Annotated in this window: 12 protein-coding genes; 2 read left to right on the top strand and 10 right to left on the bottom strand. The window is 49.4% G+C overall.

The features are described 5' to 3' along the window. Positions 1 to 2 precede the first annotated feature (2 nt). The 10 genes from J0A65_RS02940 to ndk form a co-directional block, all read right to left on the bottom strand. Entirely contained in the window at positions 3 to 485 is a 483-nt protein-coding gene (locus J0A65_RS02940; RefSeq protein WP_206592633.1) for a histidine phosphatase family protein, read from the bottom strand. A gap of 9 nt (positions 486 to 494) precedes the next feature. Next, entirely contained in the window at positions 495 to 1,940 is a 1,446-nt protein-coding gene (gene der, locus J0A65_RS02935; protein WP_206592632.1) for a ribosome biogenesis GTPase Der, read from the bottom strand. A 375-nt stretch (positions 1,941 to 2,315) separates the two neighbouring features. Then, positions 2,316 to 3,563, bottom strand: a complete 1,248-nt coding sequence (gene bamB / locus J0A65_RS02930; RefSeq protein ID WP_206592631.1) for an outer membrane protein assembly factor BamB — start codon at positions 3,561 to 3,563, stop codon at positions 2,316 to 2,318. 11 nt (positions 3,564 to 3,574) lie between these two features. Continuing rightward, entirely contained in the window at positions 3,575 to 4,198 is a 624-nt protein-coding gene (locus tag J0A65_RS02925) for a YfgM family protein (RefSeq protein ID WP_206592630.1), read from the bottom strand. A gap of 12 nt (positions 4,199 to 4,210) precedes the next feature. Then, positions 4,211 to 5,494, bottom strand: a complete 1,284-nt coding sequence (hisS, locus tag J0A65_RS02920; RefSeq protein ID WP_206592629.1) for a histidine--tRNA ligase — start codon at positions 5,492 to 5,494, stop codon at positions 4,211 to 4,213. 90 nt (positions 5,495 to 5,584) lie between these two features. Then, entirely contained in the window at positions 5,585 to 6,700 is a 1,116-nt protein-coding gene (gene ispG, locus J0A65_RS02915; protein WP_206592628.1) for a flavodoxin-dependent (E)-4-hydroxy-3-methylbut-2-enyl-diphosphate synthase, read from the bottom strand. 36 nt (positions 6,701 to 6,736) lie between these two features. Then, positions 6,737 to 7,636, bottom strand: a complete 900-nt coding sequence (locus J0A65_RS02910) for a RodZ domain-containing protein (RefSeq protein ID WP_206592627.1) — start codon at positions 7,634 to 7,636, stop codon at positions 6,737 to 6,739. Positions 7,637 to 7,679: 43 nt separating this feature from the next. Next, the gene (pilW, locus tag J0A65_RS02905; protein WP_206592626.1) at positions 7,680 to 8,708 is read right to left on the bottom strand and encodes a type IV pilus biogenesis/stability protein PilW; all 1,029 of its coding nucleotides are present in this window, start codon (positions 8,706 to 8,708) and stop codon (positions 7,680 to 7,682) included. 23 nt (positions 8,709 to 8,731) lie between these two features. After that, positions 8,732 to 9,853, bottom strand: coding sequence for a dual-specificity RNA methyltransferase RlmN (gene rlmN, locus J0A65_RS02900; protein WP_206592625.1), 1,122 nt, complete (start codon positions 9,851 to 9,853; stop codon positions 8,732 to 8,734). 112 nt (positions 9,854 to 9,965) lie between these two features. Then, positions 9,966 to 10,397, bottom strand: coding sequence for a nucleoside-diphosphate kinase (gene ndk, locus J0A65_RS02895; protein WP_206592624.1), 432 nt, complete (start codon positions 10,395 to 10,397; stop codon positions 9,966 to 9,968). Positions 10,398 to 10,583: 186 nt separating this feature from the next. Between ndk and J0A65_RS02890 the strand changes: the two genes are divergently transcribed. After that, positions 10,584 to 11,369: a hypothetical protein gene (locus J0A65_RS02890; protein WP_206592623.1), complete on the top strand. Its 786-nt coding sequence runs from the start codon at positions 10,584 to 10,586 to the stop codon at positions 11,367 to 11,369. A gap of 308 nt (positions 11,370 to 11,677) precedes the next feature. After that, a complete protein-coding gene (gene sufB / locus J0A65_RS02885) occupies positions 11,678 to 13,114 on the top strand; it encodes a Fe-S cluster assembly protein SufB (RefSeq protein ID WP_206592622.1) in 1,437 nt (478 codons plus the stop codon). Positions 13,115 to 13,135: the final 21 nt, after the last annotated feature.

The following is a 13,135-nucleotide window of genomic DNA, read 5'->3' as shown; positions in this document are numbered from 1 at the left end:
CCCTAAAGCGCCGGAATACGTAAAGGGATAAGCCTGACGTTATCGCCTTTAATATTGAGCTGGTACAGATCGCCATAATTGGACTCATCCATCTGCATATCGCCCGCACCAAGCAGCTTTAGCAATAGTGGGGTGGTATTGCTGTGTCCCACCACCAGCGCATCCTTTCCCTGCGCAGTAAGCTTAGCAGCCAGTGCCGCTAACTCGTCAGGGGCATACAATTCCACCGTCAAATGACGAACCTCGGCAAGTGGGGCAACAGTTTGCTTGGTACGCTGATAGTCAGTGCTGTAAATATGCCTAAGCGGCACATTGGCCAGTAGCTGCCCCAAGGCCTTTGCTCGCTGCAGCCCCGGCTCAGATAAGCCAGGGTCCTTGCCTTGTGCGGAGTGCTTTTCGGCATGTCTGAGTAAGTACAAGCTATACTCTTCAGCCAGCGTAAACTGGCTGCACAGTAAGCTCAACATGACCAGCATCCAACGCATTTCAAACACCTACTTTTTCTTGTGGAAAGACATCAAACGCTTACGTTTACGCTGCTGCGCCAAGGTGAGCTGATTTTTCTTGCCTTCAAAGGGGTTGGCCCCTTCACGGAACTCAATTCGGATGGGTGTACCCATAACCTTCAGCGACTTTCTGAAATAATTCATCAGGAAACGTTTGTAGGAGTCGGGCAAATCCTGCACCTGGTTACCGTGTATAACAATAACCGGTGGGTTGTAACCACCCGCATGGGCATATTTCATTTTCACCCGACGACCACGCACCAAAGGCGGCAGGTGATCTTCCTGGGCCATTTCCATAATGCGGGTCAGCATGGAGGTATTAATACGGCGGGTGGCCGACTCATAGGCCTCCTGAACAGATTCGAACAGGTTACCCACCCCAGTACCATGGCGAGCAGAAATAAAATGCAGGCGGGCAAAATCAATAAAGCCCAGCCTTCTGTCCAGCTCGCGTTTTATCTCATCTTTAACTGAGGTATCCAGACCGTCCCACTTATTTACCGCCAACACCAGTGAACGACCAGAATTCAGCACAAAGCCAAGCAGGCTTAAGTCCTGGTCGGTAATGCCTTCACGGGCATCTACTACCACCAATACCACGTTAGCTTCTTCGATGGCCTGCAAGGTCTTTACGATGGAGAACTTCTCCACCATATCCGAGACTTTCTTACGTCTGCGTACCCCAGCCGTATCAATAAGCACATATTCGCGCCCGTCTCGCTGCATAGGGATAAAAATACTGTCTCTGGTGGTACCAGGCTGGTCAAACACCACCACCCGCTCTTCGCCCAAAATGCGGTTAGTCAGGGTCGACTTACCCACATTGGGTTTCCCCACTATGGCCAGTTTAATTGGCAGATTTAGCAGCTTTTCCAACTGTGCTTCAGCGTCCTGCTCTTCCTGCTCGGGGTCCGCTTCGGGTATCAGCATATCGGGGAACTGCTCGGACAACGGCTGAACAAGAGTGTCCAGCAACATGCCGATACCACGCCCATGAGCCGCCGCAATCTGATGAACCTCACCCAGCGCCAGGCGGTAAAACTCAGCCACTTCGCTGTCACCGTCGATACCGTCAACCTTGTTGGCCACCAGATGCACGGGTTTATTTTGCATACGCAAATGATGGGCAATGGCCTCATCGGCAACTGTCAGCCCGGCCCTGGCGTCGAGTAGAAACAACACCACATCGGCTTCCTCGATAGCTAACAGTGATTGTTGTGCCATCTCGGCATCAATACCGTTTTCATCGCCGCTGATACCGCCGGTATCCACCACAATAAATTGCAGCCCTTCATATTTGGCCTGACCATACTTTCGATCACGGGTTAAGCCAGGGAAATCCGCCACCAAGGCGTCCCGGCTGCGGGTCAAACGGTTAAACAAGGTAGACTTGCCCACATTGGGCCGTCCCACCAGAGCAACAACTGGTAGCATATAAATTCCTACTTGCCGACCACCTACAGGGTGGCACTTGGCTTAAAGTTTACCGTATCAACACAAAATTGCTGGCACGGCCTAACGATTGTTTTCAAATTCCCATTCGATTAACCCGTCACCAAAGGAAATACGGCAACACACTTAATCGAATGAGCGAAATATGATGCAAATGCAGATCACGCAGGAGCACTATCTGCACAGCCTCCCCTGGACATCGTCGCTCCTGCACATCCATGTGACCGCGACATACCGTCCATCCCTGGACATCGTCGCTCCTGCACATCCATGCGACCGCGACATACCGTCCATCCCTGGACATAAAAAAGCGGCCCTGGATGGGCCGCTATTCTATCAGCTTTCAATCCACTTGGATCAGGGGGTTTGAATAGCCCTTAACTGACCATCTCGGGTTAAGGTGTAAAGTACCTTACCTTCCACTACCGGCGCGGCAAAAATAGCTTCGTCTTCATCATTATTGCCGACTTCCAAACGAGCAACCAACTCGCCCCCAGTTTGGCTGAGCCAGTGTAAATAACCAAACTTATCACCCACTACCAGGTAATCTCCAACAGGTTCTGCGGCGGTTAACTGACGACCACGCAAGCTGGTTTGGCTCCATAACTCAACGCCATTGCGGCGGTCTAATCCGTAAACAACGCTATCGGCATCGACCACATACAGATTATTGGCATCCATAGTCACACGGCGATAAGAGCGATATTCACGTTTCCAAATCACTCGGCCACTGCGCAGCTCAACTGCCGCCAGGGTACCGTCGAATGACACCACATAAATTACGCCGCCCAGAATAAGGGGCTCAACATCGATATCCACCATACGGTCGAGTTCGGTGGCACCGGTTGGCGCGGTTACAGCCTGCTCCCAGGCAACCTGACCATTTTCCATAATCACAACAGCAAGCTTACCCGATGCCGTTCCTACCATGGCACCACCAGAAGCTACCGTTGGGGCTGAAATACCGCGCAAGGACAAAGGCGGTACCTCTGACTCATACAACCACTTCTGCTCACCGCTTTCTGCGTCCAAAGCAAACATAATCCCGGCACCGGTATTCACTACGACCAGACCTTCAGATACAGCAGGTTTAGCCAGCACTTCACCTTTTACCTTAGTGTGCCATTTGGTTTCGCCAGTATTGGCATCAAGTGCCACAACATCACCATTCTCGGTACCAAAGAAAACTTTCTCATATGAAGCGGCCATGCCACCTGCAATACGGGCGGATTCGCCCGATTGCCAAATGCGCGAAACACCTGAATACCAGTCGCTATCATCAAACTGTGCGAAGTTACGCTGCCAGACCTGCTTACCTGTTGTCTTGTCAAAGGCAACGACTTCACCATGACGATCTGCGGCAAAAACCTTGTCATAGGCAACGGCAGGCTTTAATCGGGAAAAGTGGCTGCCGACACCATCACCGACTTCTTCTTCCCACAAGGTTACCGGCACAAATTGCGCATTGATGGGTTTAAGCTCTTTGATCTTCAGCTCTTCCTCATCAGCAAACCACGTCGTCGGATCCATCCACTGTGGCAGAATAGAACACCCTGACAGGCCCAGCACTGACAGTAGGCACAGCGCCCTGATTGGCTTTATCACTGCAGCACTCCTTATACGCTGGCAACAGCTGGCAAATTATCCAACTTCATTTTTATCAAATTGTTGCCACTATGGATTTCCATTGCAGCACTGTAGGCTGCCCGAGCCTTATCCAGATTACCTTGCTTGACGAACACATCGCCACGCAATTCCTGCACTTGCCCCTGATAGTTATCAGCGCCGATAGCATCCAGCACAGCCAGAGCTTCAGGATATTGTTCTAACTGCACATGCACACGGGCCAAACGCAGATTGGCGATGGCAGTAATAGCCGGCACACTGGATTTTTCCGCGGCAAACTTCAGTTGCTTGGCAGCTTCACTTAGATCATCACGAGTAACTGCTTTATTAGCCAGCTGCATGGCTGTTAACAACGCATAGTTATTGTCGGAATGGGTATTCACATAGTCCAGCGCTTTACTGAACCCCTGGTCATCGCTTTCCAATCCCTGCATCACCTGCTGATATTGGCCAGAAGCCTGATCCATGCCAGCAATGCGTTGCTCATTGTAATAACGCCAGCCCCACAGACCACCTAATCCAATCACCGCCCCCAGAATGATGGCGGTACCGTTGTCTTTCCAGAATTTTTTGATGGCTTCAACTTGTTGTTCTTCGGTAGTGTAGATTTCCATCCCATTCCCCTATTAATGATTCTGCTTCAGCTCATCGCTCAACAGCGACGGCAACTGCTCAATACTGACCTGTAATTGCGGTTTGTCCTCGCGCAGGTACTTTACCCCCGCCACACCCGCATCAACTTCTTGCTCGCCAATAACAAGGGCAATACCTGCCCCGCTTTTATCCGCGCGCTTCATTTGCTTTTTCAAGTTGCCGCCACCGCAATGGGTCTGCAGCTTAATTCCTGGCACGGCATCACGCAGTGACTCGGCTAATGTCAAACCAAAGGCTTCGGCTTTTTCGCCCAGCAAACTCAAATACACATGGACTTCAGGTGGCAACTGCACCAGTTGCAGAGATTCCAGCAACAGCACCAGGCGTTCCAGGCCCATGGCAAACCCAACTGCTGGCGTACCTTTGCCACCCAGTTGCTCGACCAAACCGTCATAACGGCCACCGGCACACACTGTACCTTGGGCCCCCAAGGCGTCGGTTACCCATTCAAAAACGGTGCGGTTGTAGTAATCCAGTCCTCGAACCAGGCGCGAATTAACCCGGTATTGGATACCCGCCTGAGTTAAACGTTCACATAACAGCTCAAAATGTTGTTTGGACTCCTCATCCAGATAGTCCAGTAGGTCTGGAGCATCCTTCAACAGAACCTGCACTTCCGGATTTTTACTATCCAGTACCCGAAGCGGGTTAGTTGTCATGCGACGTTTACTGTCTTCATCCAGTTGTTCTGCATGTTGAGACAAAAATGCGACCAAAGCATCACGGTAGTTGGCGCGCGCTTCACTGGACCCCAAAGAGTTGATTTCCAGACTGACTTTGTCGGCCATACCAAATTTTTGCCATAACCTGGCAGTCATCAAGATCACTTCAACATCTATATCTGGTCCGGGCAAACCGAAGGTTTCCACCCCAAACTGATGGAACTGGCGATAGCGGCCTTTTTGCGGTCGTTCATGGCGGAACATTGGCCCCATGTACCATAGGCGCTGCTGTTGATTGTATAGCAAGCCATGCTCGTTACCGGCACGCACACAGCTAGCCGTCCCTTCTGGACGCAAGGTCAGACTGTCGCCATTACGATCCTCAAAGGTATACATTTCTTTTTCAACGATATCGGTCACTTCACCGATAGAGCGCTTAAACAGCTCGGTGCTCTCGACAATTGGAGTGCGGATTTCCTGATAACCGTAACTTTTTACGACTTCACGAATAGTCTGTTCTACCCACTGCCAAAGACCGGATTGTTCCGGAAGGCAATCGTTCATTCCGCGAATGGCCTGGATTTGCTTACTCACCTGTGCAATGTCTCAATTCGTTTCGGCGTTTCTGAATTAAACGCTGGTTAAAAATAAAAGCCGCGATTATAGGGGCTTGTTGGCTAAAGGTCAGGCATTTTTCACGTCAATGCGGTTCTTCTCGTCAAGCACCGCAGCTTTAGCACGAATACGCTTTTCCAGCTGTTCAACAAGATCATCATTAGCCAAGCGTTCTTTCTGACGCACGCCGTCAAGATAATAACCACTCATATTGCGTGCTCCAGTCAGGCCCAAATCAGACACTTCAGCTTCCCCTGGTCCATTAACGACGCAGCCAATAATAGACACATCCATTGGCGTCAAGATGTCTTCCAGGCGCTGCTCAAGAGCATTGACCGTGCCGATGACATCAAACTCCTGACGGGAACAACTTGGACAGGCGATAAAATTAATACCGCGAGAACGTATGCGCAGAGACTTAAGAATATCAAAACCAACCTTGATTTCTTCAACAGGATCCGCGGCTAGCGATATGCGAATGGTATCGCCGATCCCCTCTGCCAGCAGCATACCTAACCCTACCGAACTTTTTACTGCGCCGGCCCGCTGCCCACCCGCCTCGGTAATGCCCAGGTGCAGTGGCTGATCAATCTTCTGCGCCAGCAACCGGTAGGCCCCGACAGCCAGGAAAACATCCGAGGCTTTGACACTGACTTTAAACTGGTCAAAGTTGAGTCTGTCGAGTATATCCACATGGCGCATCGCTGATTCCACCAACGCCTCAGGGGTTGGTTCACCATATTTCTCCTGCAAATCCTTTTCCAGTGAGCCACCATTTACACCTATGCGAATAGGGATGTTCTTATCGCGAGCACAATCCACCACCGAGCGGATACGTTCCTCATTGCCGATATTGCCAGGGTTTATGCGCAGACAATCCACCCCATACTCGGCTACCTTCAGGGCAATGCGATAGTCAAAATGAATATCTGCAACGAGAGGAATATCCACCTGAGCGCGAATATGTTTAAAGGCTTCCGCAGCATCCATAGTAGGAATAGAAACCCGCACAATTTCCCCCCCAACGGCCTGAATACGCTTAATTTGTGCCACTGTTGCCTCTACATCAGTGGTCGGCGTATTGGTCATAGACTGCACCGCAATAGGCGCTCCGTCTCCGATGGGTACATTCCCTACATAAATACGGGTGGATTTGCGACGAATAATAGGCGATTCAGCAAACATGGTAATGGGAGTCCAATAAAGGTCTAGGAAAACGAATTAGTTAAGCGGCAAATTAAATTTTGCTGTACGTCCTTTAGGGAAACCTGTCATATCCACAGCTTCGCCGTCATATTGGATTTGTACGACATCGGGTGCGCCCAGCGTAATCTCAAAAGGAGGAACGCCGCTTACCGGCATAGTGCGTCCGGCCTTTTTAACGCCAAAAGCAATGGCTTCGCCGGTTGCATCCATAATATTCACCCAGCAATCCGCACTGAACTGAAACACTAACTCAACCTGGGCAGGTAGCTCACCAATCAACTCTGGCAAGCTAGCCTCGGCAGCCAGAGCTGTCGTATCGTCAACCAATTGGGGCTCAACGGCTGATGTATCTTCAGACCTCACCACATCTAATGAGGGTTGCTCAACCACTTGCTGTTCTTCTACAGGCATATCTGGCTGAACAGGTTGCTCGGATTGCTCGGACGCTTTGGTTTGCGGAGCAGAAGTAAAAGTTGAGCTTGCCGGTACAGTCTCTGTGGCGCTGGTGTTGCTTTGCTGAAGCCACCAAATCACAACCAAAGCAAGAATAATGGCCAGAATAACGTAAGACACCATCATCAGCCGATCATCACTGGCTTGTTTGGCGACCTTGCGGGAAAAACTCTGTAACTTGGCGGGTTCCTTCTGTGCAGCATTCAGAGCATCAAAGGCTTGCTGTACGTCAGCTTGTGGAACATCGAGTAATTTAGCGTAGTTTTTATAGTATCCGCGGATAAAGGTAACAGAGATGCGTTCATCAAACTTCTCGGCTTCCAGATCCTGGACATTACTGGATTTCAGGTTAAGCCTGTTTGCCACATCTTCAACCGTCAGGCCTTTAGCAACACGTGCTTCCCTGAGCATTTGTCCCGGTCCCATGGCTTGTGTCTGCTCGGCTACCTGTTCATCTGTCATAATACTGCTGATACCTGCTTGCTAAAAATGTTCGCTCTGCGTGCTATGGCTGAGCGACCAGAAGTTTCATCCCAACATAAATGGACGATGGATCCTGCATTTGGTTCCATTCCATCAGTGTTTTCATTTTTATATTGTACTTGAGTGATATCCGATACAGGTTTTCACCTTCAGCCACTATATGATATTGGGGCTGCACATCTTCGGCGACGTCAACATTCTCACTGACTTCAACGTCCTTAGTGACGACCTTCGGCTCAGGCTCCGACTCTGCCAAAACAGGCTTAGAAGCTGGTCTCTGGGGAGCCACAGGTGTCGATACAAGTTGCTGATATTGGGTCGTGGCCGAATGCTGAGGATACAGCTCTTTGAGCATATTACCGTATCCCTGCGCACTTTGCAGATTTCCTTGGCCTGCTTCAATTTTGTAGCCAAGTAAAAGCATTTCGGGAGACACACGTCCAAGGCGTTCTAACTTAGTCAGACTGGCTTTCGCCTCGGCCCAATTTTGTTGTTGCACCAACACTTCGGTCAACAACAACAAACTCTTACCTCTTGATGGCTGATGATTAAGGGCCGCCTGCAGATACTGGCGGGCGTCATCCAGATGATGCTGATTCTGAGCGCACAAGGCCATATTTTCATAAGTCTCTGCACTGCGAATATAAGTTTGGTTATCTAAAGCTTGCTGGAAGTACTGTTTGGCATCGTTGTAACGGCCTTGCTGGCAAAGAAAGGCACCGTAACTATTCACGATGTCAGGGTTGTTCTTACCCAGGCGCATCGCTTGCTTGTATGCGTCTTCCGCGTGTTTATTCTCTTCGACTAGCTGATAGTAGTAAGCAAGGCTGTAATGAGCATCCGCCATACTCGGCGCATACTCCAAGGCTTTATCCAGATTAAATTTAGCCTGGGTATAGTTGCCGTTTTTAAGGTAGGTCAAACCCAATGAAATACGCGTTCTGGCTGCATCTTCTGCATTAAAATCCGTATCCGTCACACGCCCATTAACCTGAGTTTGGCTAGCGCAGGCAGTCAGCAGGAACAATAAACAAAAGAATAACTTGCGCATCAGAACCCCAATATTTAGGTGAATCAGGCCATTTTTACTGAAATTGGCTCACCCTTCATCTGTTTTTTTAACATTCGTTTGGTTCGGTCAACCACATCGCCTACTAATTGGCCACAGGCGGCATCAATATCATCGCCGCGAGTCTTACGCACCACGACGGTAAAACCATATTCCATCAGTACCTTAGAGAAACGGTCAATACGAGAATTACTGGAACAGGTGTAAGGTGAGCCAGGATAGGGATTAAAGGGAATCAGGTTAATCTTGCTGGGCGTGTCTTTCAGCACTTTTGCTAGTTGGTGAGCCTGGTCCGTGCTGTCATTAATACCGTTGAGCATGACATATTCAATGGTCACCCGCCCCTGGTTGGCATTAGATTTAGTCAGATAACGACGCACACCAGCCAGCAGCTCTTCAATAGGATACTTTTTATTGACCGGTACAATCTCATCGCGCAGTTCATCAGTAGGTGCATGTAAAGAGATGGCCAATGCCACATCAATCTGGTCGCCCAGCATATCTAAGGCTGGCACCACACCGGAAGTACTGAGTGTGACCCTGCGCTTGGACAAGCCAAAACCAAAATCGTCCAGCATGATGTCCATGGCTGGTACCACGTTTTTGAGGTTCAACAGCGGCTCGCCCATGCCCATCATTACAACGTTGGTAATAGGGCGCTTTGATGTATCCTTGGACAACCCAATGGTTTTAGCAACCCGCCACACCTGGCCAATAATCTCGCCCACCGACAAATTGCGGTTAAAGCCCTGTTGAGCCGTTGAACAAAATGTACATTCCAGCGCACAACCTACCTGAGATGAAACACAAAGGGTCGCTCGATCGGTCTCCGGGATCCATACCGCCTCAACTTCCTGGCCACCTTGTAACAGCAACGCAAACTTAATAGTACCGTCAGAGGCATTCTGCTGACGGGAAATGACCGGCGCCTCGATAACGCAACTTTCCATCAACTTGGCCCGCAGCACCTTGTTAAGGTTGGTCATCTGCTCAAAATCATCAACGCCCGCCTGGTAGATCCATTTCATGACCTGATCGGCACGGAACGGCTTCTCACCTATACTGGCAAAAAAGTCACGCAATCCCTGACGGTTAAGATCCAACAGATTGATTTTAGCTTGGGCCATGAATGATCACCTCTTCAAGGGGCGGAATTGTACATTTTTCAGGCGCGATTGAAAACCAACCGCTACTGGCAAAAAAGGGAGCCGCAGCTCCCTTTTTCCACTCGTCAACGAATTAACGCGTACGAGGACAAATTTCTTCGTCAGCGAAGAAATAAGCAATTTCACGCGCTGCCGATTCAGGCGCATCAGAACCGTGAACTGCGTTCTCATCGATAGATACAGCATAGTCTGCACGCAAGGTACCGGCCAGTGCATCAGCAGGGTTAGTTGCCCCCATGATTTCGCGGTTCTTGCGAACAGCATCTTCACCTTCCAGAACCTGAACCATAACAGGACCAGAAGTCATGAAAGCAACCAAAGCGCCGAAGAAAGGACGCTCTTTGTGTTCTGCGTAGAAACCTTCCGCTTGCTCTTTGCTCATGTGCAGCATTTTAGAAGCAACAATGCGCAGGCCAGCAGACTCGAAACGGTTGTAGATAGCGCCAATTACGTTTTTCGCAACGGCATCAGGCTTAATAATGGAAAAAGTACGTTCCAGAGCCATGTAAAAGTCTCCAAATAAAGGGGTTAAAATTTTTGAGGGCGGATTATATGCAAATTTATAGCGCTTGACTATTCACCACGATGAATTCTTATCAAAAGCTAAATTAACGGTGTCAAATTGAAAGATATTTTTACAGCTAAGTAAGTTTGGCTACTATTGACGAATAGTCCTCTGCGACGTGAACAGATGTCTGTCTGCAAGATCTTAAAGTACCTGATATTAGCGTTCTATTGCCAGATGAGCTGGGCGAAACCCGCAGATAGTATTGTGGTGGCGACGGCGCTTTGGTCACCTCACTTTGTCAATGGCCAAGAGAATGGCATATATCAGTTGCTGCTTAGCCAAGTTTATCCTGATAAGCATATCCGATATATCTACACCAGTTATGCGCGTTCAAAGCATTTAGTCTCGACAGGTAAGGCAGATTTGTGGCTGGGTTCCTATGAGCAGGAAGAATCCTGGGCGCTGTACCCACATCATGCCCATGATGCTGATTTGGTTGCAGCAATTCACCTCAAGGATACCCCATGGGCGGGTTCATCAAGTCTGTCGCAGCAGACCGTTTCCTGGATTAGTGATTACGGATTTGAAAAGTATCTGGCCAAATGGCAAATGACATTTTACGAGGCCTCAGATCTCGATACCGCACTTAAGCTCCTGCACGGAAAGCGTGTCCGCTATGTGTTGGATGACATAGGGGAAATCAATACGTATCTGAATGAGTATCCGGCTATGCGAGACGAGCTGCAAATCACGCCCTTTGCCATCATCAAGATCTACCCAGCCTTTAAAAATAACGAGAAAGGTCGTGGTTTGGCCAATCAATGGGACAAAGCCATGAAGCGCTTATCACAAGGAAAGTTACAAGCAATCTTTGCCGAAAAGGACAAAGCGTTTTTGCTGGCCGCTTGCAACCAACCCGCAGCAACCCCGCTGCAGTATGAATGCCTGGAAGCACCGGGCTCTCACTGAGGTTCTATTCGACTTACCAATATCAATGACATGATGGTATAGTGCGCGCCCTGTTCATACAGGGCGGTTTTGGCCGAGTTAATACTTGAGTAAAATGCTCAGGTAATATAGAATCCGCCCTGTAGTGAGCTCTTATTTGTTTCGTGCCTGGGCACAATCATAACAGGCCAATTGCCTGACAATTCTATAAAATACCGGTACGGCAGGCTTAACTAGTAGTAAGGCGTGGACGCTTTCCTCGCCACCAAGGTCAGATTGCGTTAATTAACGACGTCACAGGCCAAAACCGATGATAGAGACCAGATCCTATGAGTGAACAAATCGAACAGGCGCTTTCGCGTAAATATGAGGCGGGTTTTGTCTCTGATATTGAGTCAGAAACCTTCGCAGCCGGCCTGGACGAAGAGGTAATCCGTAAGATTTCCGCCATGAAGAACGAGCCCCAGTGGCTGCTTGAATGGCGGCTCAAGGCTTTCGAATCCTGGCAGAAAATGGAAGAGCCTGAGTGGGCACATCTGCACTATGCCAAAATAGATTATCAGGCGATATCCTACTACTCCGCGCCCAAGAGCATGAAAGACAAGCCAAAGTCGCTGGATGAAGTTGATCCAGAATTGCTGCGCACATATGAAAAGCTTGGTATTCCCTTATATGAGCAACAAATGCTGGCCGGTGTAGCGGTAGACGCGGTATTCGACTCAGTATCCGTTGTCACCACATTCAGAGAAAAGCTCGAAGAGGCCGGAGTAATATTCTGTCCTATCTCCGAAGCTGTGCATCGCTTCCCAGATTTAGTGAAAAAGTACCTGGGTACAGTAGTTCCCCGCTCTGACAATTACTTCGCCGCACTAAATAGCGCCGTGTTCACCGACGGGTCCTTTGTTTACATTCCCAAAGGTGTGCGCAGCCCCATGGAGCTGTCTACCTATTTTCGTATCAACGAACAAAATACCGGTCAGTTCGAGCGCACCTTAATCATTGCCGATGAAGGCAGCTATGTAAGCTATCTGGAAGGTTGTACTGCACCGCAGCGTGATGAAAACCAATTGCATGCGGCGGTGGTTGAGTTGGTCGCACTGGACAATGCCAAGATTAAATATTCTACGGTCCAAAACTGGTACCCAGGGGATGAAAACGGCAAAGGCGGGATCTACAACTTTGTCACCAAGCGTGGTATCTGCCATACCAATGCCCATATCAGTTGGACCCAGGTGGAAACCGGTTCGGCCATCACTTGGAAATACCCAAGCTGTATCCTCAAAGGTGACAACAGTGTCGGTGAATTTTACTCAGTAGCACTGGCGCGTGGTAAACAGCAGGCAGACACTGGCACTAAGATGATTCATCTGGGTAAAAACACTAAGTCCACTATCATCTCCAAGGGCATCAGTGCCGGCGACGCCAACAATGCTTATCGTGGTCTGGTGCAAATGGGCCCGAATGCCGATGGCGCACGTAACTTTACTCAATGTGATTCGCTATTGATCGGCGATCAATGTGGTGCACACACCTTCCCTTATATCGAAAGCCGTAATCCAAGCGCTATTGTTGAGCATGAGGCGACCACGTCCAAGGTCAGCGACGAACAACTGTTTTTATGTCAGCAACGTGGCCTGAATGCCGAGAAGGCGGTGTCGATGATAGTGAACGGTTTCTGTAAAGAAGTATTTAAAGAATTACCGATGGAGTTTGCCGTGGAAGCCGGCAAATTGCTGGAGATAAGCCTCGAAGGCTCGGTAGGCTAAACCGAATTAAGTTTAATCCGG

This window comes from Bowmanella yangjiangensis (assembly GCF_017255015.1).
Lineage (GTDB): Bacteria > Pseudomonadota > Gammaproteobacteria > Enterobacterales > Alteromonadaceae > Bowmanella > Bowmanella yangjiangensis.
The sequence above is the reverse complement of the archived record's forward strand: the minus strand, read 5'-3'. Positions and strand labels throughout refer to the sequence as shown.

Bases quoted from the DNA above. Each gene is read 5' to 3' on its own strand.
- J0A65_RS02940 (WP_206592633.1), bottom strand. From the start codon at position 485: ATGCGTTGGATGCTGGTCATGTTGAGCTTACTGTGCAGCCAGTTTACG.
- der (WP_206592632.1), bottom strand. From the start codon at position 1,940: ATGCTACCAGTTGTTGCTCTGGTGGGACGGCCCAATGTGGGCAAGTCT.
- J0A65_RS02925 (WP_206592630.1), bottom strand. From the start codon at position 4,198: ATGGAAATCTACACTACCGAAGAACAACAAGTTGAAGCCATCAAAAAA.
- ispG (WP_206592628.1), bottom strand. From the start codon at position 6,700: ATGTTTGCTGAATCGCCTATTATTCGTCGCAAATCCACCCGTATTTAT.
- J0A65_RS02910 (WP_206592627.1), bottom strand. From the start codon at position 7,636: ATGACAGATGAACAGGTAGCCGAGCAGACACAAGCCATGGGACCGGGA.
- pilW (WP_206592626.1), bottom strand. From the start codon at position 8,708: ATGCGCAAGTTATTCTTTTGTTTATTGTTCCTGCTGACTGCCTGCGCT.
- rlmN (WP_206592625.1), bottom strand. From the start codon at position 9,853: ATGGCCCAAGCTAAAATCAATCTGTTGGATCTTAACCGTCAGGGATTG.
- ndk (WP_206592624.1), bottom strand. From the start codon at position 10,397: ATGGCTCTGGAACGTACTTTTTCCATTATTAAGCCTGATGCCGTTGCG.
- J0A65_RS02890 (WP_206592623.1), top strand. From the start codon at position 10,584: ATGTCTGTCTGCAAGATCTTAAAGTACCTGATATTAGCGTTCTATTGC.
- sufB (WP_206592622.1), top strand. From the start codon at position 11,678: ATGAGTGAACAAATCGAACAGGCGCTTTCGCGTAAATATGAGGCGGGT.